Raw genomic sequence first — 21,889 nt, forward strand, 5'->3', positions numbered from 1 at the left:
TTACGGCGTTGGCGGGTCAACTCACGCCACTGCCGAATATCCTTTGAAGGGATGAAGCTGCCGCGCAGCAATCCATGCTTCAAAAGGCTGGCCAGCCATCTGCTGTCGGCGATGTCGGTCTTTCGTCCCGGAACATTTTTAATGTGACGGGCATTGACCAAAATTACCTCCACATGATGCTCAAGTACATTATGAACCGGTCGCCAGTAGATGCCTGTACTCTCCATCGCCACAATCGGGCAGTCTCTTTCCTGCAACCATCCTCTGAGCTTGACGAGTTCATCGGTAAACGTGCCGAATTCCCTGATCTCCGATTCTTCATGACCCTGCTCGTCAATTGTCATCAGACAGGCCGATATTTTCTCTTTGTGAACATCCAATCCGCAACATACCGGGTGAATAATTCTGATCGCTGCGGTATCTTGTTGGTGAGTCATGGCTATTCTCCTTTTTGATTGAATTTAACGGGTTTTTTTCAAAAGGATGTATAGCCATGGCTCGCCTTCGTTTTCAACACTTAAGTTTCATGCTTCGTTGTGACTTCTTGTCATGGGGGTTAGTAGGTAAAGCGGTACCTTATTCCCACGCTTACCAGATGTTGTTTGTTTTCGATATCAAGTGTCCCCGGAAATAAGGCATTATCGACCTCAACATCATCGGTCATACGAAATACATACTCACCATAGAGATCGATATTTTCTGTGGTACGCCACGTTAACCCGGCTTTCAGTTGAAAACCTATTTTGGTCTCGCTCTGGTCTATGATTTTCACCCCTGAAGGTTTGTACTCGACATCAACCGACATAAGCCCAATACCAGCGCCAAGGTAGGGATAAAAGGATCCCAAATCAACAAAATCATAGTAGAGGTTCAGAAAAACCCCTGTCGAAGATATTGACCCCTGCCCATCAGCGACGACCTGACCAACAGTTGCTCCGAGCTGATTGCGTGAACCGGTAAGAACAGCTGCATCAACACCGTCTATGACGGTACCGGCGACATTTACGCCTTTATGCTTATCAACATCCGCAGTTGAGTAGGTCAGCTCTATTCCCGACCTCAGTCCACTGGCATACAACAGCCCGACTTCGCCGGATATAGCCCATCCACTTTCAAATTCGGTTTCCCAACCGTATGGGGTTCCCGCAGAAATGGGAGTCCCAAAAGGTATAACTGGCGAACCATTTCCAGTCGTAAAATTGCCGGTGGTGCCAGTGTTATCACTATCGCTCTGCTTCAGATAACTCAGAGAGCCGCCAACATACCAGTCGTGTTGTGCATAGCTTGTGGAGGCGGTAAAAACCACCAGAGCCCCAGCAATGATTAGACAATTTCGCATCATCGTTCCCTCCTTATAGGTTAAAAGTTGAAAAGTGGCCATGAATGCTCACCAAACAGCAAGTTATAAATAACAATTTGGTGCTAACACGAAAACAAGACCCTCGCAATAGTTTTCAATAGCCTTTAATAAACATTCTTTGTTTTTTGCCGGGATCGTACAGGCGATTCTAAACACCCAGCAACACCCATCATCTCATGAAACATAAATGCCGCTCCATTTCATGCCAAAGGGGTCAAGTCTGTTTTTGGCTTTTTTGGTGAATAAAGCCACAGAAACAGATCTGGCAGAGTTTGTTGCATGGAGAGTCCCTGTCCAAAACCTGGTCTCATGCCGTCCAATCTTATTCGTTATTATCTTCCTGACTATTTCTCTTCAGACTTTTCCCGATATTCCAGGCCTTGCCGAGATTGTCTCCGACTGTCCAATACTTGTTGTCCGGCATTGTCAAGGTGAAGGGATTCATTTTTTTTATATCCAGCATCTTGTCCGACATATACTTCTCTTCTGAAAAGACTTCTATCGGCTCTCCTATGTAGAGGGTATTAAAAGGCAGTTTTACCGTATCAAACAGAGAGAGAGAAATACATACCGGACATTCTTCAATGAGTGGGGCTTTCTCCAACTCACCAAAAAAACGTTGAAAAGTTGAGATTTGTCTATCTTGCTGCCTGAGACCAGTCCACAATAATCCGTTTTTTCGACCAATGAAGCATCTGGGATATTAATGCTGAATTCTCTATTCTCATCAATACCTTTATTGGTATGATGCGGTCCCAGTGTTATGGCGAACAAGGGTGGTTTAAAATTGACTCTCGAAACCCAGGCTACAGCCAAAAAATTTGCTTTGCCATCAACCACTGCACCTACCAATACCATGGGCATGGGGTACAAAAAGGCAGCGCCGTTATCAATTTTGATTTTTCCCATAGCATGTTCCCCTTTGATTAGGAATGTTTGCTGCTGCTGAAAGGTGTTGAAAGACAGAGAGTTGGAGAAATAAGTGCTTGATATGCTCACCTTTTCATGATTTGCCGGTGCATCTCTTGAATATGGCGGTGTCTGGGAGGACCGTAGCGACCTGTTCAACGATGGATTTGCAGCCGGCAGCCTGTTTCTGGGAGCCGACACCCCGGCGGGACCGATCTACCTCGGCTACGGGCAGGCGGAAGGCGGCAACGACGCGTTCTTCTTCTTTTTCGGGAACCCCTTCTGACAGCCCATGCCACTGGGGACGCTTTGGAGACCTTGTGTACTTCGCGGCATCCGCTCACCTGCCGGCAAGCGCACAAATCGCCTGACCATATGCAGCTTGCAGGGATTGAAGATAGCGGGGATCAATGGGCCCTTTCCAGGTGATGACCTGAAAAAACCGTTTGGGGATGGGTATCGATGCAGGTTGGAATCCACCGGCAAAGCGGGTTTGCCAGCGGATTTTCTGGATATTTGCGCCACTCTCGGGAATGGTGGCGGCCAGATTTTCATAACCGAGGGTATGCAGGCACTCTGCCATGAGCGTTTCAGTGTAGACACTGCGGGCAAACAGACAGGCAACCATCGAGGTCATGAAGGCGCGTGAGGCTTCATCCCGCACAAGAAACGCCACCGCAGCATCGATATCCTTGTCTGCGTGCAGCTGGTCGTACGAATAACCACCACTGTCCAGATGGGAATGACGAAACCCAAGCGCCTGGGCCGCGAAAAAGACCTCGCCAGTGGCATAACCCGCCATTTCCTGGCCGAGCACACAGGCAAAATCTTCACCGCCATAGACTGCGGCTGCCTTGAGGGTTCCCTGACCAAGAAGCCGGTAGAACTCGTTGGCACCGTTGCCAAAGGAGTGGGCCGCCTGCCGGTAGCTTGCACAATCACCGAAGGTCAACGGCACCAGCGTCTCTTCAACGGAGATCAGTTCCTTTGCCGTGGCTTCAGTCGCCCAGGCAAGGGCCACCCCGGCCGACATCGCGTCCATGCCGGCTTTTTCGAACAGATCGAGCAGGCTGAGCACCCCGGACATGTCCGTCACGCCCAGCATCGTCCCCAGAGAAAAGATGGTTTCGTAATCATAGCTCACCTGCCGATAGAGGTATCGATGACTGTCCATGAATTTTTCGCGAACAAAGCCGACATGGATGCAGCCAACCGGGCATCCCGAGCAGGCCGAGTTGCGCAAGAGGGCCTGTTCGGCAAACTGCTGGCCGGAGATGTGCTCAACCGCCTCGTCGGCCGTTGCCTGCAGGTTGCGCCATGGCAGGGATTGCAAGTCATTGAGCGCCTCTAGATTCGCCGGGGTGCCGAGGTCGTGGTACTTCTTCATCATCCCGGTGGCCGTCACCTGGTTGTGCACCTCGGCAAACAATTTGGCATACCGGTTGCCCTGAGGCAACGGCAAGACGGCATCGCCCTGGAGGATGATGGCCTTGAGATTTTTGGCGCCCATGACCGCCCCGCCGCCCATTCGTCCAAAATGGCGATAGGTATCGACATTGATGCCCGCAATGGCAGCGCCATTCTCACCCGCCGGACCTATGCGGAGAATGGAACGGTGCCCGGACCCCTTGCTTATGCGCCGCAGCACCTTGCCGGCCTCGAAGACATCCTGACCCCAGAGGAAGCCGCAATCCCTGGTGTGAGCATGCGTGCTGTTCACTTCCAGAAAACAGGGACCTGGGGAGCAGCCAATGACCACCAGGGCATCGAGGCCGGTCAGACGGAGGGCCATGGCACTGCGACCGCCACCGTGACTCTCGGTGTATTGATCGTGGTAGGGCGATGTGAAGGCGCAGATGGTCTTGCTCATTAACGGGAAGTAGCCTGTGAGCGGGCCTATGGCAAAAATGAGCGGCTGTTCGGGGGCATCCCAGGCGGCTCCCGGTTGCCCGTACCGGTTGAACAACAGGGCCGCCAGTCCGCTGCCGCCGGCCACCCGGTCGCGACCCTCCAAGTGGATCCGCTCCCCTTTTCCGGTCGTCAGATCATAGAGCAGGACAGTGAAATGATCGGCGTTCATGATGCAGGCTCCAAGGGTTTACTGGAGGATCGGGGCCGAAGATTGCTTGCCTCCGCCATCTCCAGGCAGTCATGCGGACAGAAGGGGATGCACAGGCCGCAGTGGAGGCAGAGAAACGGTTCTCCTTCCTGATCGATATAAATGGCATCAACCGGGCAGGCGGGTGCACAGGAACCGCATCGATTGCACAGCTTTTTCCTGAGTACTATCCCGCCATCACGGCGCGGCTGCAGGGCCCCGGTGGGACAGGCCTCGGCGCACGGGGGAGAGATGCAGGCGAGACAATACACGGCGGTGAATCCGGTGGTCAAACCACCGGATGATTGGATTCGGATCCCCGCGGTATCCCAGGACAGGCGATGATGGAGCAGCCGGGCACAGGCCAGGGAACAGGAGTGGCAACCAATGCATCGGTCCATGCGGGGCGCGGTCAGAATTTTCATAGGTTTTCCTGCTGATTCATGAACTCCTGGAAACAATCTCGATTGGAACTGCAAAAAAGTAGGTTCAAGTTGAAGGATGACACTGCCACAGCAAAAGGTGTGCTGAAGCTGTTCAATTACTGGCGCCTTGTACGGTTTCAGCAATAACATAAATGACTTTCGCTTGAAATGGGAAAAACGCCGGCAAAGGGTTCCGCAACACATACGGTAACAACGGAATTCAAAAAAGATGCCCACGGCGGCTTGACACGACGTATGTCCGCGGGTAACCTTTCTATCTATTTGCAGTCAATTAACCGGAATTTCGGGCTGGCCCTGTACCGGAAAGGTTTTTTCGGTTTCAAAGGCAGCCCAGGCCTGCAGAACAAAACAACCAGGAGCGTGGATATGAAAAAGCTTATGATCTTCATTGCGGCAATGGCGCTGTTTGCTGCCGGCGGGAATCCGGCTGCAGCCGCCGGACACGGCGGGGAAGCTGTGCAGGAAAAGAAGCTGTTTGTCACCCTGGTGGATGTGGACTCCCAGGCTCGTGGTATGACGCTTGTCCTGGCCAACCAGGCCGCCGCCCAGGGCGCGGAGGTCCGGGTACTGCTGTGTGGGGATGGCGCCCAGCTTGCCCTCAGGGAGTACAACCCTCCAAAACTGCGCCCCCGGGACGTTACTCCCAAACAACTGCTGGAAAATCTGATGCAAAACGGGGCAATTGTGGAAGTCTGCGCAATTTTTCTGCCCAACACGGGATATTCCGCAGAAGATCTGACCGATGGAATCGGCGTGGCAAACCCCGCCGAGGTTGCCGAGTATATGATGCAGCCGAATGTCAAACTCTTCACCCGCTGACCCTCTTCACCCGGTCTCCGGATCCAGCGTGTTCAGCTCTGCTTTGCGATAACAACCGGGGGCCGAATACTTGGGGCAAAATAGTGGTTTCCCCTTCGTCGGATACACTCGAGTACGAAAAAGCAAGAAAAAGCAAGAAAAAGGGTCAGGTCTTGAATTATCAATACTCTGTTAATTCAAGACCTGACCCTGCATGTCCCGGCAAAGCGGGGAACAACAGAGCACTAAACTCCGCCGCCGTCAGACTGAAGCACGATCAAGCGAAGACATCGGCGGGAACGTACGGGTGCGTACCCTCAATCACCTTGATACCGGCCTTCGCCTTGATTTTCTGCATTATATCCTCCTTGTGCGGACACTGCTCGGCAATGCAGGGGGCTATGTGAATGACCGTCGGTTTTTCCTTCATCGGGTCATTCCAGAGTTTCACCTGCATCAGCCGAGTGACAATGGCCGAAGCCGGGCAGCCACCGCAACCGACCATGCCGATAATCTCGGCATCGACGCCTTCATAGATCTCAAAGACTCCCTGACGACGGTTAAAAGCCACCAGGCAGCGAGAACAACCAATGCAGACATCGTCCATGGTGTTCTTGCAGCCAACAATCAGAATCTTTTCCACGACGAACCTCCCTTCTATTGATAAAATTTCACATAGCTTACCACTGACCCGATCCGACCAACAAGGGCTATTATATCTGTCACCCCCAAAAACAACCTGCCCAAAAGCAGGACCCATTGAAGCGAGCCTGGTTTTAAGCCTGCATAATCAATCCATCGGTAGCGCGGTGACGGATAATCTGTTAAGCGGTGCTCGCGAATTCATGACAAGTCCTTTGTCCCGCCCTGGAACCCCCGGGATCCGATGAACCGTCGCCACAACGTGAGAACGGCATGGCCTCAGGGGGATGCGTGCAGACCAGGTTTGTCACTGTTGAGCGCCAATGGTGGACGGCTCATCCTCGCCCATCCGGTTCGGTTTGCAAACAGGCGACCTCCCAGGACCATGCTGGGTGCTTCTTTGAAGCAATGCCCCGAAGTCTCATTTAAGGGTTGACTCGTCCTGGATGGGCAGGTAGTTTTAAAATCTATTCTTTCTCAACAGTTAACAGCTTGTTTCTATCTATAAACAGCTGTTTTCTTCGCCCACAAGAAGTTTTTCCATCCTCTGTATCGATTATTCCTCACATGAAAAAGCAACTACTCGAACTGCTCATCTGCCCACATTGCCTGCCCGACGAGTACGGCCTGGCCGCCGACATCACCCACGAGACTGAAGGCGATATCGAAACCGGCGTACTTAGATGTTCGCACTGCGCCGCCCTGTTCCCGATCGTCGATGGCATCGCTCTGCTTGACCCCCACGCCACCGACAGTCAACGGGCCGCCGACAAGTACGAGACCGATGAAGTGGTGTCGTCCTACCTGTGGAGCCATTTCAGCGACCTGCTTGACGATCCGCAGGGTTCGCAGGCCTATGCCACCTGGGCCGGCCTGATGCGGTCACAGGGCGGGGTGGCCCTCGACGCCGGCGGCGCGGTGGGACGGTTCACCTTCGAAATGAGTAGCCGCTGCGATTTCGCCCTTGGTATCGACACCTCGCAGGCCTTCATCCAGGCGGCACGGCGATTACTTCTGGAACGTTCCCTGGAGGTCTCACTCAAGGACGAGGGGATGCTGCGACGAGAGGTCACCATCCGTTTACCGGAGGAATGGCGGAGCGACCGGGCGGAGTTCATCGTTGCCAATGCCCTGGCCTTGCCCTTGCGACGTAAGTCCATCGGACTGTTTTCCTCGCTCAACCTGGTCGATAAGGTGCCTTCGCCGCTTGGACATCTGCGGGAAATGAATCGGGTGACCCGCGATGTCGAGGCCCAATTCATCCTCTCCGACCCTTTCTCCTGGTCCACCGAGGCTGCCCCAGTCGAAGAGTGGCTGGGAGGAACGACGGAGGGCCGGTTTGGAGGCAAGGGGCTGGCCAATGTGAAGGCCCTGCTGGCCGATGGAGCAAGCGAGCTGGCCCCAACCTGGCGGGTAGGCGAAACCGGCAGCGTCTGGTGGACCATCCGCACCCACAGCAATCATTATGAATTGATCCGCAGCTGTTATGTGCACGCCAGCCGATAGAGGTAAGCAATGTTGATCGATACTGTCTGCCGTCTGTGTTCGTCGTGCTGCCCCATCGAGGCCGAGGTGGAGGAAGGAAGGCTGATCGGCGCCCGACGAAAATCCTTCCTCGACCCCTACAAACGGCTGGCCTGCGCCAAGCTGGCGGCCGCCCCGGACATCGTCTATTCGCCCGATCGCCTGACCACGCCGCTGATCCGCAGGGAGGATGGTTCCGGCTTTCGCGAGGCTGGCTGGGACGAGGCCCTGGAACGAGTGGCGGAACGGATGCGCCACCACCGGCAAACATCCGGCGCCCAATCAGTGGCTTGGCTGCGGGGCATGGCCGCCGATTGGGGCGCGCCCTGGGATTATCCCAACCGGTTGATGCATGCCTTCGGCAGCCCCAACACCATCGGCAACGGCTCGATCTGTTTCGTGGCCCGCGATTTTGCCCACAGTTATGTCTACGGCTCCATGGCCTTTCCCGAGGCCAAGAACGCCAAATGCATCATCGTCTGGGGAAAGAACGACGGCAACACCGCTTTGGGGGCGGCCGAGGGAATCCATTGGGCCAAGGCCCACGGAGCGACGCTGATCGTCATCGATCCGGTGCGCACCGCCCTGGCCGCCAAGGCCGACATCTGGCTGCCGATCAAGCCGGGCCACGACGGATTGCTGGCCATGGCCATGATCAACGAGATCATCAGGGAGCGATGGTATGACAGTGCATTCATCGACCGCTACACTGTCGGCTTCGAGGAACTGCGCGCGGTGGCGGCCCGTTATCCGGTCGAAACGGTCGCCGGGCAGGTGTGGCTCGATGCCGACGTGATCCGGGAGGTCACCCGGATTTACGCCACCATCAAACCGGCGGCGATCATCGACGGCAACGGCCTCGACATGCACCGCGAGGTTTTCGACACCACCCGGGCTGTCGCCATGCTGCGCGCCCTCACCGGCAACCTCGACAAGCCGGGCGGCGACGTGCTGCCCCAGCCTGTTCCGGCACGCAACATCCAACTTAAAGAAAGACTGCCGGAAGGACTGAAGCCCATTACCGCTGCCTATTCGCTGTTCAACACCTTCTCAGAAACCTGGGGCAACCAGGTCCAGGGCTGCGTGGTCGACGCCATCCTCGACCAGCGACCCTATCCGCTCAAGATGGTGGTGGTCCAGTCGGGCAACCCGCTGGTGACCATGGCCGACTCCAACCGCACCCGGGCCGCCTTCGCCAAGCTGGAGACCCTGGTGGTCATCGACATGTTCATGACCGAGACCGCCAAGCTGGCCGAAGTCATTCTGCCGGCAGCCAGTTGCTTCGAGAAGACTCAGCTCAACCGGGCCTCGATCCGGAACAATCCGATCATTCTCCAGAATGCGGTCATCGAACCACTGGGCGATTCCTGGCCAGATTGGCGGATCGTCTTCGAGTTGGGCAGAAGGCTTGGCTATGGTGACGACTTTCCCTGGCAGACTGCCGAGGAAGCCATTGATGACCAGTTGGAGCCCGCCGGGGTGACGGTGGCCGATCTACGCAGCCACGGTAAAACAGGGTTGCGCCTTGAGACCATGCGTTACGAAAAATACCGCGACCAGCCCCTCAAGACACCGTCGGGCAAGGTGGAGTTTTACTCACCCCGGCTGGCCGAGGCGGGATTTGCCGGGGTTCCGTTCGAACAGGGCTTGGGACCGGATCCGATCAGTTTCACCGACCGGCGCGCCGACTACCCTCTTTTGGGTATCAGCGGCAGCCGCGACATCCGCTTCACAAACTCCCAGTTCCGCACCATCCCTGCCCTGCTCAAGGGAGGGACGGTCTGCGTGGTGGATATCCACCCCGACGATGCCGAACAACAGAGAGTGACTGAGGGGGATAGAGTTGCCATAGAAACCCCCAAGGGACAGGTCGAGATGACGGCTCGGTTGTCGACAACGGTGCGGCCCGGCATGGTTCGGTTAGCTTGGGGCTGGGGCGACTATGACCCCCGCGCCAACCTCAACGCCCTCACCGAGGACGATGTCCGCGGTCCGGTCTCCGGCACCTCCACCAGTCGCAGTTTCATGTGCCGTCTGCGCAAGCTCTGAAAACCGGTTTTTTCTCAGGCCTCTCCTTGCACGATCAACAACAACGGGTTCCCCATGGGGAGCCCGTTGTTGTTGATGGCCGGCAACCATCAATGGGTGGTTGCCGGACTCGCCTCATGCATTTCCCGGCTCCAGGGATCTTGCTCGCACCTGAATCCGTTACGGCTGGATCTTGTTTTGGATCTCTTTTACTGTAACAGGCTATAAAAGCGTTGGCATTGTTGACGCTTCGCCTTCACCAGCTGTCCCCCGGGACCGGATGAACCATCGTCACAACGTGAGAATGGTATGGTTCCAGGGGAATGCCTGCCAGACCAGGTCGGTCACTGGTGAGCGCCGGTGGTGGACGGTTCAAGCCGCAGCAAGGGTGAGGCGCTGTCGTCGGCTATCACGTAAATATAGCCGTCATCCGGGCCCACGGCCACGTCCCGGATCCGCCAGCCCTTGCCTTCGAGGAGTCGGACCGGGGGTGAGACGGATTCTCCGTCAACAGCAAACAACCCCAGGTAGCGGTGGAAGAGATTGCCGACCAGCAGATGGCCCCGCCACTCCGCAAAGGCCTCGCCGGTGTAGAAGGCCATGCCCGAGGGTGGGAAGTGGTCCGCGCGGCCAGGACCCCAGTGGAAAACCGGCGCGATGAATGCGTCGGTCTCATCATGGGGGATGGCAAAGGCTCGGCCTGTGCGGTAATCCACACCGTAACCGGCCAACGGCCAGCCATAGTTGCCGCCCCGGGTTACGACGTTGATCTCGTCGCCACCCGCCTCGCCGTGTTCGGCCAGCCAGACCGCGCCGGTTTCCGGGTGGACCGCCATCGCCTGGATATTGCGGTGCCCATAAGACCAGATAGCCGGGTCTGCGTCCGGCAGGCCGACAAAGGGATTGTCGTCCGGCACCGAGCCGTCCAGTGTCAGGCGGATGGTCGCGCCGTTGGCGTTCGAGAGATCCTGGGCAATGTGGTCTGGTCCGAAGTTCTTGAAGTTACGGTCGCCGAAACCGACGAAGACGAAGTCGTCGTGAAACACGATCCGCGAGCCGTAATGCGCTGCCCTGTCGAAAAAGGGACTGGCGACATAGAGCACTTCAAGGTTCAAGAGGGTAAGCTCATCCAGATCGAGCATTGCGCGCCCCAGATGGGTGGCGGTGCGGCCCTGATCATCCTCGCCCGCCCAGGTCAGGTAGACCCAGCCCTGCTCAGGAAAGGAAGGATGCAGGGCAATGTCCAGGAGCCCTCCCTGGCCGCGCGCCGCGACCGCCGGAACGCCGGTCAGTTCGTTAATTGCTCCGCTGGCGGGATCGATGATCCGCAGCGTACCACCACGTTCGGTGACCAGGATGCGACCGTCGCCGGGCAGGATGGCCATGGCCCAGGGCGTGTTCAGCCCCTCGGCAACCGTGGTGACCTGATAGGCCGGATCAGCCTGCCCGCATGCCGGCAAAGCGAACAAACACAGCGCCAGGACGGACAGGACCCAGCCGCGGACAATCCTCAAGAAACGGATGGGTAGAGCAAAATGTGATTTCATGGCTTCAACACCTCCTTTTTTTTGGGGGGGGATTGTATGATGTATATCGTATCACCCTGAACCGTGCCTGGTTTTGTTCGTGGACACGGGAGCAATGATCACCAGCGACCGGGGACACGGGCCTCCTGCACCATGGAGAAGGCCTGGTGCCAGGCATTGCCTGCTGATATTGCGTCAATCTTAAGTACAGGGATCAAGCCTGCCTTTGGTTTTTTGTCAATTCCCTGTGTCAGGATTGGAGCCCGAGAGTGATTGCTGGTGAACAGGCAAACAAAACGCAAAGCATGATCCTTGTCCCAATTGACTTTCACACCAGATCTCTCCGCCTCATTTTTCGATCAATTCCTTGGCCACAGTGAGCCGTACCCTGTGGAATTCTACATGCAACTATTCTAAATTATTTTTAAATTTCCCCTGATCGTCATCCAGAAACTTCCGAAAAGTTGACAGACTTGTAGTTGTTCACACAAGATGACTTGCAAAATCAATATCACTCCATTGGTTCTTTGTTAATCACATCTTTGTAATATTCTACAACCGCAACATTCATATCCTTCATTGCCTCCCCCTCTTTCAATGAAAGAAATATTTTCCTATTATCGATCGCCGGTTGATATGTTGGGTCAATCTCCAGTGCCCTATCGAAAGCAGATAGGGCTTCTTGTCTATTTCCCAAAAAAGCATGGCACAGTCCAATATTTCCGTAGGATTGCGTGTGATTGTTATTAAGTTTCAATACGTTATTAAAACCGATTATGGCTTCTTCATATTTTCGATTTCGCATGCACGTAAACGAGCGGTCAAATTCTTCCATGGATTGAATATACAATTCCAAAGACAGGCCCGTATCTCGGTAAATATCGGCATCCATATCATTCAATAATTCTCGTGTGGACTTGACAAAATCTTCGTCTTCATCACCAAGCTCAACGACTTTTTGAAAAGAGGTTAAAGCTCCATTAATATCAAGTAAATTTTTATGAGCAACTCCTTTGTTGAACCATGCCTCGGTAAAATAGGGAAATATTTCAAGGCAGTTGTCAAAATATACAATCGACTCTTTGTAGTTACCTTTCATGGCCAAGACAGTGCCCATGCCGTAATGAACAATGTGAAGGTTTGGATGTTCTTTTAATAATCTGACCATCAACTCTTCTCCTTTCCGGACATTGCCTTTTTCAGCGTATTCGAGTGCTTTATCCACCGCATCATCCACTTCCGGATCAATCATGGCCATGAAGTGTTTAAATCCAGATTTTTTTGATTTTTCAACAGCATACCTCTCAGACTGGATGTAATGAGAACAACTTCCACAATCCGATTTCCTTATCGCAGCACAACACTGAGAGCATATCAAAGCATCCTGAGTGATTTTGCATCTCCTCTTTCCTTTTACTTTCAAACAAATGAGGCACTTATTTTTTTTCATGACATCTTTTCCCTCTGAGGTCGAATCATGTTCTTGATCTACGCTGATCGCTACCCAAACCCCCTGCTCCCATGATACTGCTGATGACATCCGCCGTTTCCGATGCTGGCGCTTGCATTTTTGAATCGTGCTCTATCATCCTCATTTTATACTTCAATAGGTTTGTAAAGCTTATAAATTTTGAAAGGCCGGCCCCCGCTGGAGGCCTTTCACCAGACCATCTTGTTATCTTCTAGGCCTGACCCTTGTTTCTTTGTTTCTGCTTGTTTCCCTATCTCCAAATGTGCCAGCATGAGAGAGGTAGCTTCACGGCAAGAGCCAATGGCGGACCTGCCCCCCTGCCCTATGTTAACCTTGACACAATACTTTTCTTCAAATAGTCTTCCCGGCATAAAGCAAGTTCTTGACATCCATATCACCAGAATGTCGATGTCATAAATTTCCAACCAAGGGAGATTGAGAATGAAAGTAATAACCTTCATGATCAGCTTGGCCTTCGTCGGGTTATTGGTGTTGGGCGGCACCTCGGCAATGGTTCCGGAAGCTCTCGACGGTGAGCAGATTGTAAAGCAACGTTGCACCCAGTGTCACAGCTTTGGAAGGATTGAAAGGGCTATGGCTGTAAAAGATCAGGCTGCATGGGAGATTACGGTGAACCGCATGATGGGGAAGAGATCGGGTCTGCTCAATACCGATGAGAGAGCGGCCGTTCTTGAATATCTGGTCAAGAAATAAGCTGGGTCCGATTTCTTTTGATTCTCCGCATTTTCATTCTTTCCCGCACTGAGCCCTCGCGGTACAGAATGAAAACTACCAGTCATGCTTAAAAAAATTAGCCTGTCTTTGGTGCGGTTTCGTCTTTTCCTCGATTGCGGCCAGTTCTTGTTCGGAATAAAGTTTGAAATTCCTCGCGATCCGGACATTCTCATCTATCTGATCGAGCTTTGAGATGCCCACGATCGCGGTCGCCACTGGATGACTAAGGGTGTATCCCAGTGCTTCCTCCATGCTCAGTATTCCGGCTGGGCGGACAATCCGGTTTACCGCGGTAACCTTCATCGCGATGATGCCCATCCGTTTCGCCACCGCTTTCTGCAACAACCCGGTCTTAAAAGGGGCGTAATGGATATCCCCTGCATTCAGAGTCAAAAGGATCGTATCGAAGTCGTAGCTCTCGATTCCCCGGACCAACAGGTCGGGGTCTTTGTGGCCGGTTATGCCTATATGTTTGATTACACCTTGTGATTTGAGCTTTTCCATCGCAAGAATGGCGCCGTTTCTGCCAAGAACCCGATCAAGTTCGTGACCCACTCGGAGGTTGTGTACCTGGTAGAGGTCGAGATAGTCGGTCTGAAGGCGTTCGAGGCTGCCTTCGATGAGGCGCATGGTACCGTCGTAACTGCGGTCATGGGTCTTGGATGTCAAAAACACTTCCCTTCGCCTTCGGGCCATGACCTTGCCGATGTTGATTTCGCTGCCGCCTCCACCATACGTGGGAGAGGTGTCGATGTAATTCACCCCGAGATCAATCGCTCGATCGATTATCGCGACGGCATCGTCCTGCCTTTCGACTCGCTCCAGAGTGGATTCGCCTCCCAAGCCAAAAATGGACACCTTCCGGCCGGTTAATCCCAGTGTCCTTGTGGGCATCGGGCTGCCACCGACTTCAGAGTCCGAAATCGCTTTTTCTCTGGCGGCAACCATCTTGAATCCGGTGAGTTTCAACCCGGCAAAAGAACACGCGGCGAGTACTATAAACGTTCTTCGCTTCATTCAAGCCCCTCCTGTGAGACGGAAAGATCCAGGTCCAGTGAGCTGCCCTGGGGTTGAACTGGCCCCCAAATGACTCCGTGCAATCTAACCTTTTCGTTCGGTGACGATTTCTGGCTAGGTCTCATCGTCCAGGCTCTCCGATAATGCACGGGGATCCACTTCACCGGTTTGACATGCGTGCAGAAATGCATCCAACTCATTTACAATCTCTCGAAACTTCGATACCGCCTCTGGTTTGTTACTTATTATAAGAGACGCGCTGGCCTTTAAGGAAGCTCTCATTTCTTCGATCATATCTGGATTATCAGCAGCCATTCTGGCGTATTCCTTGATCATTTTCTTGTATTCTTTGATGTATCTGTCGTCATGCTCTTCTGGTAGCATTGTGTGTCCCCTATTATCAGCAGTCCCCGCTTTGCTCTGAAACCCAGTAAAACGTGGTACCTGCAGACAGTTTTCTTAAACTTTTGGTTGAATGAAATTCATTTTGTGGCATGGATCCATGCATTTAAGCTCTTGCGCTCCTTTTTTGCGCGTATCGCCAGCATCTTGTGGAGTTGCGGGTCAAGTCTCACCATGAATTTTCCGGAATAAGGTTTTTCAGGTGACTCTCCGCGCTCTGCACAAAACTCCAGATAATCGTCCACGGACTCCTCGAAGGCTTTACGCAATTCCTGGACGGATGATCCCTGGAACGTTACGACATCCCGGAGATTGATGACTTCACCATGAAAAATATCAGCGTCATCATCAAATTCAACCTGTCCAACATATCCTTTGTATTCCATCATGATATCACCTCGGCTTCCGTTAAGAACCGTCTCATGGAACTGACGGCGCCTTTATCTGTTACCCGTTCGGGATGAGGTCGGTGGAATAATGGCACCTCCTGCTCATACAAAAAAATGATCACTTCGTGTTTTTCAATGTGCCAACAACAGACTCGTTCCCAGAAGAACAGCCAGCAGGATCAAGGCCCGGCCAGCCATGGGCCATTGCTGCAACCGGCGCTCGAAATGCAAAGCAGCGGCCTGCTGTTGTCGCCACCAGCGACGAAGGTATCGTTGCTGGTTACGACGCCAGATTCGCTGGCCGACGAATAGCGCCGTTCCGAACAACAAAACCCGACGCCAGGGCCAAAGGATAACAATGACCACCAAGAAACCACCCAATAGCAGTGGCAAAAGGGTCTTGAGCAGAACGTCAACGGACCAAACCGCGCCAATCCATGCAGCGGCTTCATCGGGGACTGCGTACAGAAGCCAGAACCATGGAAGTGACGCACTCAGCCCCAGCAGCAACAACCACGGCACCCACAGGCCGAGATCGAAAGAAGCCTCGACCTTTTTTGCATCCAAACCGTGGCAGGCTGCTTTCCAAAGAAATCGTCCCATCAGCAGCGTGGTGCCAAGGGTGGCCAGAAACAGCATTGGCGTCAGCAACGTCACACTCTCCTGAAGTCCGACCATCGTCTCCAGGGCAAACTTTGCCAGAAAGCCGCTGGTTGCCGGCACGCCTGCCAGGGCAGCCGCGGGCAGCAGCAACAGCCACCAGACCAGGCGCCGGGATACGCCCATATTACGCTGCAGCATGCCAACGCCAAGGAACAGGGTCCCCTTGGCCAAAGCGTGGTGGAGAACAAACAGCAACAGAGCACTCAGGCCCAGGCCACCCATATCCGGACAAGCCAAGTACGCACCCAGCAGCAGGGTCAGCCACCCCATCTGGCTGACGCTGGAATAGGCGAGAATCGTTTTCGGGCCTTTCTGCCACAGCCCAACCACCGTGCCATATATCGCGGCAATTCCACCCAAGAGCATCAGTCCTGAAAACAATGGTCCGGACCAGGCTGCCGTCCATCCACTCTCAAGCGGTGTCAACCGCAGCCATCCGAACACCCCTGCCTTGATCATCACGGCACTGAGCACGGCACTGGCCGGCACAGGGGCTGCCGGGTGGGCCAGGGGCAACCATCCATGCCCTCCCAACATGCCCGCCTTGATACCGAAGCCCACGGCAAAAAGCATCACTGCGGTAAAACCGGGTACCCAGGAGCCGCCCAGGCCAGGAAGGACCATTGAAGACGATTGGGTTGACGCCAGGGCCACACCCCCGAAAAGGCCAAGTTCGCCGATCATCAACATGAAGAGATAAAGGCGGCCGGCCCGACGGGAGAACCGCGTTCCCTCATGGACGACCAGCCCGTACGCGGAAAAGCCCATCAAGGCAAAACAGAGGTAGAAGGTAGGAATATCCAGGGCCAAGGTCAAACCGAAATGGCCGGCCATGGCTGCCAGGTAAAAGGCCATGAACAGATGAATCCTTCGATCTCCGCGGAACCAGGTTGTGGCGAAAACACCGGACAGAAGCCAGAGCAGAGCATTGACGACCAGAAAGAAACGGCCCAGATCGTCCAGGATCAGGCCGGCCTGCCACCATGTTCCGGGCAACCCAAGTTGCACGTCTCCCGGCAACAAAAGTCCCAGCAGCAGGGCAGGCAGGGCGGACCAAGGGGCGATCCTGCCCAGCTTTTCTCGCGAAGCTGGCCAGGCCAGAGCCAACAGGAAGACCAGGGGTGCGGCCGGAGCGAGCAGCAAAAGAAAGGCGGCACTGTTGCCGAAAAAGAAATCACCGGGCATGGTCGTCAACCGCCTGCAATTGGCAACGGTTGAAATGTCCGACCCAAAAAGCCCTCCAACGGAACCGCCAGGAAGCCCATGGCCACCGACCCCACCGCGCAAAACAGAGTCACTGCCACCATGATTGCCGGCACCGGCCGCACAGCCTCCACGGGGGGTGCCGGACGCCAGGCCGCCTCCAGTCCGCGATACATGTAGCTCCCGGTCAGCAGCGCAGCGAGGACCATCACCACGACCCAAAACCAGGCTTCTCCGAGCACAGCCGCCTGGAGCAACCACCACTTCCCGACAAAACCGCCGCTGGGTGGCAATCCGACAATACTGGCCGCCGCCAGGGCAAAGGCCAGCCAGACCCAGCCCAAGCGGCCGCCGCCTCCCGTCAGCTCGCGGATTCGATCATGACCATGGGCAATGGAAAGGCAGCCGGCCGCAAAGAACAGGGACGCCTTGGCCAAACCGTGCGCCAGCACCATCATGGCCGTCCCATGCCAGGCTAGAAACGCAGCCCCATCGGCTACGAACACCGGAAAGACCAGCATCACATACCCGAACTGGGCAATGGTAGAATAGGCCACGATCATTTTCAGGCGCTGCTGACGCAACGCCTGCATCCCACCCCAGAGAATCGATGCCAGGCCGATGGCGCCCAGAACCATAGCCGGTCGTTCCGCGAGGAAAACAAAAAAAAGGCCGCTCCACAACCGGTACATAACAAAAAAACAAACCGCCACGACCACGGCGGACAACAGGGCGCTGACCGGCACCGGTGCCTTGCCATGCGCCGAAGGCAGCCAGAAGTGCACGGGAAACAACGCGGTCTTGACCAGCAGCCCGAGGGTCATCAGCACCGCAGCGACCCCGTTTGCCAGACCGTGCTCGATGACTGCGGCCAGAGCCGCCTGGTCCAGCATTCCATACTGTCCATACAGCAGCGCTACTCCCAGGAGATAGAGCATGGAGCCAAACAGCGTCACCAGAAAATAGCGCATAGCCGCCTGCAGGGCCTCGGTTTCCCGGGTCAGGGAAATCAACCCCACGGCGGCCAGGGCCATGAGCTCCAGCCCGACATAGATGTTGAAAAGATCTGCCGCCAGAAGCAGGCTGTTCATAGCGGCCCAGGTAAAAAGCCAAAGTGTCCAGAAGTGCCGTGCGGCCGACGGCATGGCGGCGGGCAGGAAGCCGATAGCAAACAGGCCTCCGCTGACTGCCACGAGGAATGTCATGGCCAGCATGGCCACGCTGAAAAAGTCGGCCTGCCAGCGCAACCCCAGGGGCACGGGCCATCCACCGGGTTGCCAGGTCAGCCATGGTCCCTGTCCGGAAACCTCGCCTCCCAGGGCGACCAACCCGATCAACAGGATTCCTCCTGTCACCAAAGTAGCAGTAACGCCCCGCACAGTCTGCGTAAATACCAGCACGGCCGCCAGCAATGGTCCAAAAATGATGACAACCGGGATCCAGTCAGCCATGCCGTACCCCGGATTTAGTCATCATCAGCACTCTGCAGGGTAAGGGAGCCAGTGCGGCGATACAACTTTAACAGAAGCACCAGGCCCACTGCCGTCGTGCTCACGGTCACCACGATGCCGGTCAGCACCATGGCATGGGGTATTGGGTCAAGGGGTTCGGCCATCCGGGCCAGCGCGACGAGAAACAGAAAAACAGCGCTGGTAAAGATATTCAACGCCATGAGCTTGCGCAGCAGATTGGCTCTGGTCATGAGGCCATGAAAGGCCATGGCCAGGATCACACCGGCCAGAATCAAATAATAGGCTGTCATTGAGTTCTCAGCACTGGGGTTCACCCTGCGTGAAAGTCTGGTTCGCCGCCAATGTAGAGCGCCATCAACATGGCTCCAATGGAAACTCCAGCGCTTACCTCGATGATCAGGATCATTGTTCCGGCCCATTGCTCAGGATAGACGAGAAAACCGTATCCGGCGAACATCAGGCTCATTCCGGCAAGAACAAAGACCAGAAGCCCCGCAGCCAGGACCCATCGCAACCAGAACATGGTCAGCGGGTATATACGAATTGTCTTCCCGGCCAGAAGGAGCAGAATGCTCGCTGCCGCCAAAACCGCTCCGCTGGGAAAGGCACCCCCAGGGGCATGATTTCCCCTCCAGAGCAAAGAAAACGCCACCAGCAAAAACACCGGTGTCAACAGACGAACCAATCCCACCAATAAGGGCAAGGAAAGCTTCTGCTTCGCAGGCCATCCCACGGTTCCCAATGACCACACCACCGCCACCGCCAACAGGAGCACGGCGATTTCCATGACGGTGTCCAGGGAGCGAAAATTGAGCAGTACGGCAGTGACCGGATTGAGGACGCCGGATTCGGAAAGTCTTTCCTGGAGATACCCCCCCAGTCCTGGCGCTTGCAGTTCAAGAAGCGATAAGAAAAAAGCGACCGACAACAGCATGATAGATACCCACCAGAACCCGGCGGCCAGCCAGTAGCCCGGCCCGCTTCCAACGGTTCTTGAAGCAATGGGCTGTCGGGCTTCAGAGTGCGGCAGTCGGCCCAATGTTGAAAACAGCAGGGCCCCGGTCAGTCCGGACCCGATGGCTGCTTCTGCCAGGGCAATGTCCGGCGCCTCCAACCGGACCCAGGCCACAGCCATGAGCAACCCAAACGCCATGAAACTGATCACCGCGCCGAACAAATCCGTCACGCTCAGGCACTTTTGGACCAAGACCACAAGCAACAGACCGAGGATCAGGTCGAAGAGCACCATAGGTCATTCCTGCCGCTCCCATGGACGAATACCTCGTTCATGGGCAGTTTGAGCGATCAGGCTGGCCCCGGCGGCGGCGGCCAGAAGGACCAGAATCCAGACAAGCAGGAGTTTCAAGGCCGTCAAGAGACTTCCCGACTGCACCGCCGATCCGAGGCAGATCAAACCGAGACCAAGGTTGTCGGCCTTGGTCAGAGCGTGAATCCGCGTGTAGATGTCGGGAAATCGCAGCAGACCGAGCGTTCCGGAAAGAAAAAACAGAACTCCGACCACGACCAGGGCGGCGCCGGCAATATCAGCCGCGCTCATCTTCTTGTTCTCCGGATTTCCTATCAGGCCAGCCGCGGGTGACAAAGGCCACTACCGCCAGGGCCGACAGCAGGGCAAAAACCAGGGCTACGTCATAGTAGACGGATTTATCCATAGCGATGGCCAACAGGAGAATAATGGCCACGGTGACCGTACCGAAGAATTCCGCAGCCAGCATGCGATCCGCAACAGTCGGACCACGCAGGATGCGGATCAATCCTATGGCGATATTCCCCATCAAAACACCGACCAGAACAAGGTACAAGGTGGTCATTGCGATACCTCGCTCAGCGGTACCCGGAAAAGGGCCGCTACCATTTCTTCCAGCACCAGAACAGAGGACATGTTGCCTCGGGCATCGTAGAGAAAATGAATATTCAGGGCCTCTTCCCGGATCTGCAGACTCAGGGTTCCCGGGACAAGGTTGATAATGCCTGCCAGAAAGAGTCGCGCCGGCCCCGGAGGCAATCGCCAGGAAAACTCAACCACCTCCGGAGTCACAAGCCGCAAGCGGCTCAAAGCAAGAAAGGCAATCTGTACCCCGCTCCATACTGAGAACCAAAGGAACACAGGGACAAGGCGCAGCAACGCTGGGAAACTCCACCGCCAGGGCGAGGCGTGTCCCAGGTAGGGGGGAATCAGCGCCACGAGTAATATCACCGGCACGCCGGGCAACATGTCGGACCAGGCGCCGTCCATGAGAATCCACCAGATCAGCGCCGCCAATGTCAGACGGACGGGCAGACCGGCGCCATTCCCCTGCTGCCGCCAGAATCGACCGACCCTGCTCTTGAAAGATGTCTTGTCTACCATTGCGGTCACCCTCCCCCTCTCTCGTGCCAATGTGGCAATGAAAACTTCCAGTTTCGGGGCGGTTTCCGTGCTGTCGCCGACATCCTGTACAGCATCTGTCAACTCCCCACACATAGCGCGGAATTCAATGATTAAAGCTTAGCCAGTGCCAGATCAGCGCCAGGTAACTATTTTAATTTTTAAAAAATGAGGGAAATGAGGGTGGACTATTTATTGGTCTCTGGTTTGTATACTATGGCAACCAATTGATAGTACATGACAAGTCAGTGAAGAAATTTTGTCCCCTGCGCAGAACCCACAAAAAAATCCACTCAGTGAACGGCTCCCTGTCCACCCCAGGATAAAAGAGCTGGGAGAGATCAATGTGATCATAAAGGAGAACAATAGCATATACGTACTGATCCATCAAGATTCAGGTAAAGCTCTCTGTGCGACTGGTGCCCTGGAGCTGAGGGTCGAACAAGTTCTCAAGGCTACGGTCATCAAGCAGGTGAATGTTCAATTATGAAACGCTGTCAGGAATCCAGCAACAATACCTTGTGCACTTTTGATCTGCGTTGACAATCCTTTTAAACTGCACAGTGGCAGCATGGACAATTTTGTCATACTCCAGCAAAAAGACGAGCTTTTACGACCTCACCTTGACGAAGCGACCATGCGAATTTGTGCCACGGAAGATGCTATGGATCTTACAGAGGCGGCCCATCGCTTGTCGCTAAAGCCAGCGGGCTTCACGAAAGGAGTCAAAAGCAGACTTGACCCCCTGCTACTACTGGCTGCGTCGACTGCATTCATGACTCCAATCTCATCGCCCGTGAACACGCTGGTCGTGGTC

At 54.9% G+C, this 21,889-nt stretch carries 23 protein-coding genes and 1 pseudogene; 4 read left to right on the forward strand and 20 right to left on the reverse strand.

The window, feature by feature from the left end:
- The 6 genes from JWG43_RS08450 to JWG43_RS08475 all read right to left on the reverse strand — a co-directional run.
- Positions 1-437 (reverse strand): IS110 family transposase (locus JWG43_RS08450; protein WP_205242476.1); only part of this gene is annotated, 437 nt, incomplete at its 3' end.
- Positions 438-556: 119 nt separating this feature from the next.
- Positions 557-1,381 carry an outer membrane protein gene (locus JWG43_RS08455; RefSeq protein WP_205242477.1) on the reverse strand — a complete coding sequence of 275 codons (825 nt, stop codon included), beginning with the start codon at positions 1,379-1,381 and terminating at the stop codon, positions 557-559.
- 301 nt (positions 1,382-1,682) lie between these two features.
- Positions 1,683-1,835 carry a hypothetical protein gene (locus JWG43_RS08460; protein WP_205242478.1) on the reverse strand — a complete coding sequence of 51 codons (153 nt, stop codon included), beginning with the start codon at positions 1,833-1,835 and terminating at the stop codon, positions 1,683-1,685.
- 62 nt (positions 1,836-1,897) lie between these two features.
- Positions 1,898-2,269: a flavin reductase family protein gene (locus JWG43_RS08465; protein WP_205242479.1), complete on the reverse strand. Its 372-nt coding sequence runs from the start codon at positions 2,267-2,269 to the stop codon at positions 1,898-1,900.
- 340 nt (positions 2,270-2,609) lie between these two features.
- Positions 2,610-4,349, reverse strand: a complete 1,740-nt coding sequence (locus tag JWG43_RS08470) for an aldehyde ferredoxin oxidoreductase N-terminal domain-containing protein (RefSeq protein WP_205242480.1) — start codon at positions 4,347-4,349, stop codon at positions 2,610-2,612.
- On the reverse strand, positions 4,346-4,792 hold the full coding sequence (locus JWG43_RS08475) for a 4Fe-4S binding protein (RefSeq protein WP_205242481.1): 447 nt from the start codon (positions 4,790-4,792) through the stop codon (positions 4,346-4,348). Before JWG43_RS08475 ends, JWG43_RS08470 begins: the two co-directional genes overlap by 4 nt.
- 387 nt (positions 4,793-5,179) lie before the next feature.
- Here JWG43_RS08475 and JWG43_RS08480 point away from each other — a divergent pair, with 387 nt between their 5' ends.
- Complete coding sequence (locus JWG43_RS08480; protein ID WP_205242482.1) at positions 5,180-5,632, forward strand: DsrE family protein; 453 nt, start codon at positions 5,180-5,182, stop codon at positions 5,630-5,632.
- A 256-nt stretch (positions 5,633-5,888) separates the two neighbouring features.
- On the opposite strand, the gene JWG43_RS08485 is transcribed toward JWG43_RS08480, so the two are convergent.
- Positions 5,889-6,254, reverse strand: a complete 366-nt coding sequence (locus tag JWG43_RS08485; protein WP_205242483.1) for a CGGC domain-containing protein — start codon at positions 6,252-6,254, stop codon at positions 5,889-5,891.
- A gap of 566 nt (positions 6,255-6,820) precedes the next feature.
- Here JWG43_RS08485 and JWG43_RS08490 point away from each other — a divergent pair.
- Both JWG43_RS08490 and JWG43_RS08495 read left to right on the forward strand, forming a co-directional pair.
- Positions 6,821-7,759, forward strand: coding sequence for a class I SAM-dependent methyltransferase (locus JWG43_RS08490; RefSeq protein ID WP_205242484.1), 939 nt, complete (start codon positions 6,821-6,823; stop codon positions 7,757-7,759).
- A 9-nt stretch (positions 7,760-7,768) separates the two neighbouring features.
- On the forward strand, positions 7,769-9,826 hold the full coding sequence (locus JWG43_RS08495) for a molybdopterin-containing oxidoreductase family protein (protein ID WP_205242485.1): 2,058 nt from the start codon (positions 7,769-7,771) through the stop codon (positions 9,824-9,826).
- A gap of 323 nt (positions 9,827-10,149) precedes the next feature.
- On the opposite strand, the gene JWG43_RS08500 is transcribed toward JWG43_RS08495, so the two are convergent.
- Positions 10,150-11,352: a PQQ-dependent sugar dehydrogenase gene (locus JWG43_RS08500; protein WP_205242486.1), complete on the reverse strand. Its 1,203-nt coding sequence runs from the start codon at positions 11,350-11,352 to the stop codon at positions 10,150-10,152.
- Positions 11,353-11,842: 490 nt separating this feature from the next.
- The gene (locus tag JWG43_RS08505; protein ID WP_205242487.1) at positions 11,843-12,871 is read right to left on the reverse strand and encodes a tetratricopeptide repeat protein; all 1,029 of its coding nucleotides are present in this window, start codon (positions 12,869-12,871) and stop codon (positions 11,843-11,845) included.
- A gap of 372 nt (positions 12,872-13,243) precedes the next feature.
- Here JWG43_RS08505 and JWG43_RS08510 point away from each other — a divergent pair, with 372 nt between their 5' ends.
- Positions 13,244-13,516: a hypothetical protein gene (locus JWG43_RS08510; RefSeq protein WP_205242488.1), complete on the forward strand. Its 273-nt coding sequence runs from the start codon at positions 13,244-13,246 to the stop codon at positions 13,514-13,516.
- A 75-nt stretch (positions 13,517-13,591) separates the two neighbouring features.
- Here the strand turns inward: JWG43_RS08510 and JWG43_RS08515 are convergent, their stop codons facing one another.
- From JWG43_RS08515 to JWG43_RS08560, 11 genes and pseudogenes are all read right to left on the reverse strand, one after another.
- Positions 13,592-14,554, reverse strand: a complete 963-nt coding sequence (locus JWG43_RS08515; protein WP_205242489.1) for an aldo/keto reductase — start codon at positions 14,552-14,554, stop codon at positions 13,592-13,594.
- Positions 14,555-14,668: 114 nt separating this feature from the next.
- Positions 14,669-14,938, reverse strand: a complete 270-nt coding sequence (locus JWG43_RS08520) for a hypothetical protein (protein ID WP_205242490.1) — start codon at positions 14,936-14,938, stop codon at positions 14,669-14,671.
- A gap of 98 nt (positions 14,939-15,036) precedes the next feature.
- Entirely contained in the window at positions 15,037-15,342 is a 306-nt protein-coding gene (locus tag JWG43_RS08525; protein WP_371925167.1) for a type II toxin-antitoxin system HicB family antitoxin, read from the reverse strand.
- A pseudogene (locus JWG43_RS20220) lies at positions 15,342-15,434 on the reverse strand (type II toxin-antitoxin system HicA family toxin); the annotation flags it as partial. The pseudogene JWG43_RS20220 and the gene JWG43_RS08525, both read right to left, overlap by 1 nt.
- A gap of 43 nt (positions 15,435-15,477) precedes the next feature.
- Positions 15,478-17,193 carry a complex I subunit 5 family protein gene (locus tag JWG43_RS08530; RefSeq protein ID WP_205242492.1) on the reverse strand — a complete coding sequence of 572 codons (1,716 nt, stop codon included), beginning with the start codon at positions 17,191-17,193 and terminating at the stop codon, positions 15,478-15,480.
- 5 nt (positions 17,194-17,198) lie between these two features.
- Positions 17,199-18,662, reverse strand: coding sequence for a complex I subunit 5 family protein (locus JWG43_RS08535; RefSeq protein ID WP_205242493.1), 1,464 nt, complete (start codon positions 18,660-18,662; stop codon positions 17,199-17,201).
- A gap of 14 nt (positions 18,663-18,676) precedes the next feature.
- The gene (locus JWG43_RS08540) at positions 18,677-18,973 is read right to left on the reverse strand and encodes a sodium:proton antiporter (protein ID WP_205242494.1); all 297 of its coding nucleotides are present in this window, start codon (positions 18,971-18,973) and stop codon (positions 18,677-18,679) included.
- A gap of 20 nt (positions 18,974-18,993) precedes the next feature.
- Positions 18,994-19,932 carry a hydrogenase subunit MbhD domain-containing protein gene (locus JWG43_RS08545; protein WP_205242495.1) on the reverse strand — a complete coding sequence of 313 codons (939 nt, stop codon included), beginning with the start codon at positions 19,930-19,932 and terminating at the stop codon, positions 18,994-18,996.
- A 3-nt stretch (positions 19,933-19,935) separates the two neighbouring features.
- Positions 19,936-20,241 carry a monovalent cation/H(+) antiporter subunit G gene (mnhG, locus tag JWG43_RS08550; protein WP_205242496.1) on the reverse strand — a complete coding sequence of 102 codons (306 nt, stop codon included), beginning with the start codon at positions 20,239-20,241 and terminating at the stop codon, positions 19,936-19,938.
- Entirely contained in the window at positions 20,228-20,515 is a 288-nt protein-coding gene (locus JWG43_RS08555) for an MrpF/PhaF family protein (protein ID WP_205242497.1), read from the reverse strand. The genes mnhG and JWG43_RS08555 overlap by 14 nt, the downstream gene beginning before the upstream one ends.
- Entirely contained in the window at positions 20,512-21,156 is a 645-nt protein-coding gene (locus JWG43_RS08560; protein WP_205242498.1) for a Na+/H+ antiporter subunit E, read from the reverse strand. The genes JWG43_RS08555 and JWG43_RS08560 overlap by 4 nt, the downstream gene beginning before the upstream one ends.
- Positions 21,157-21,889 lie beyond the last annotated feature (733 nt).

Source organism: Desulfobulbus alkaliphilus, assembly GCF_016918545.1.
Taxonomy (GTDB): domain Bacteria; phylum Desulfobacterota; class Desulfobulbia; order Desulfobulbales; family Desulfobulbaceae; genus Desulfobulbus; species Desulfobulbus alkaliphilus.

Excerpts from the sequence above, each read along its gene's own strand:
- JWG43_RS08455 (WP_205242477.1), bottom strand. The coding sequence starts at position 1,381 with ATGGCCACTTTTCAACTTTTAACCTATAAGGAGGGAACGATGATGCGA.
- JWG43_RS08460 (WP_205242478.1), bottom strand. The coding sequence starts at position 1,835 with ATGTCGGACAAGATGCTGGATATAAAAAAAATGAATCCCTTCACCTTG.
- JWG43_RS08465 (WP_205242479.1), bottom strand. The coding sequence starts at position 2,269 with ATGGGAAAAATCAAAATTGATAACGGCGCTGCCTTTTTGTACCCCATG.
- JWG43_RS08470 (WP_205242480.1), bottom strand. The coding sequence starts at position 4,349 with ATGAACGCCGATCATTTCACTGTCCTGCTCTATGATCTGACGACCGGA.
- JWG43_RS08475 (WP_205242481.1), bottom strand. The coding sequence starts at position 4,792 with ATGAAAATTCTGACCGCGCCCCGCATGGACCGATGCATTGGTTGCCAC.
- JWG43_RS08480 (WP_205242482.1), top strand. The coding sequence starts at position 5,180 with ATGAAAAAGCTTATGATCTTCATTGCGGCAATGGCGCTGTTTGCTGCC.
- JWG43_RS08490 (WP_205242484.1), top strand. The coding sequence starts at position 6,821 with ATGAAAAAGCAACTACTCGAACTGCTCATCTGCCCACATTGCCTGCCC.
- JWG43_RS08495 (WP_205242485.1), top strand. The coding sequence starts at position 7,769 with ATGTTGATCGATACTGTCTGCCGTCTGTGTTCGTCGTGCTGCCCCATC.
- JWG43_RS08500 (WP_205242486.1), bottom strand. The coding sequence starts at position 11,352 with ATGAAATCACATTTTGCTCTACCCATCCGTTTCTTGAGGATTGTCCGC.
- JWG43_RS08505 (WP_205242487.1), bottom strand. The coding sequence starts at position 12,871 with ATGTCATCAGCAGTATCATGGGAGCAGGGGGTTTGGGTAGCGATCAGC.
- JWG43_RS08510 (WP_205242488.1), top strand. The coding sequence starts at position 13,244 with ATGAAAGTAATAACCTTCATGATCAGCTTGGCCTTCGTCGGGTTATTG.
- JWG43_RS08515 (WP_205242489.1), bottom strand. The coding sequence starts at position 14,554 with ATGAAGCGAAGAACGTTTATAGTACTCGCCGCGTGTTCTTTTGCCGGG.
- JWG43_RS08520 (WP_205242490.1), bottom strand. The coding sequence starts at position 14,938 with ATGCTACCAGAAGAGCATGACGACAGATACATCAAAGAATACAAGAAA.
- JWG43_RS08525 (WP_371925167.1), bottom strand. The coding sequence starts at position 15,342 with ATGGAATACAAAGGATATGTTGGACAGGTTGAATTTGATGATGACGCT.
- JWG43_RS08530 (WP_205242492.1), bottom strand. The coding sequence starts at position 17,193 with ATGCCCGGTGATTTCTTTTTCGGCAACAGTGCCGCCTTTCTTTTGCTG.
- JWG43_RS08535 (WP_205242493.1), bottom strand. The coding sequence starts at position 18,662 with ATGGCTGACTGGATCCCGGTTGTCATCATTTTTGGACCATTGCTGGCG.
- JWG43_RS08540 (WP_205242494.1), bottom strand. The coding sequence starts at position 18,973 with ATGACAGCCTATTATTTGATTCTGGCCGGTGTGATCCTGGCCATGGCC.
- JWG43_RS08545 (WP_205242495.1), bottom strand. The coding sequence starts at position 19,932 with ATGGTGCTCTTCGACCTGATCCTCGGTCTGTTGCTTGTGGTCTTGGTC.
- mnhG (WP_205242496.1), bottom strand. The coding sequence starts at position 20,241 with ATGAGCGCGGCTGATATTGCCGGCGCCGCCCTGGTCGTGGTCGGAGTT.
- JWG43_RS08555 (WP_205242497.1), bottom strand. The coding sequence starts at position 20,515 with ATGACCACCTTGTACCTTGTTCTGGTCGGTGTTTTGATGGGGAATATC.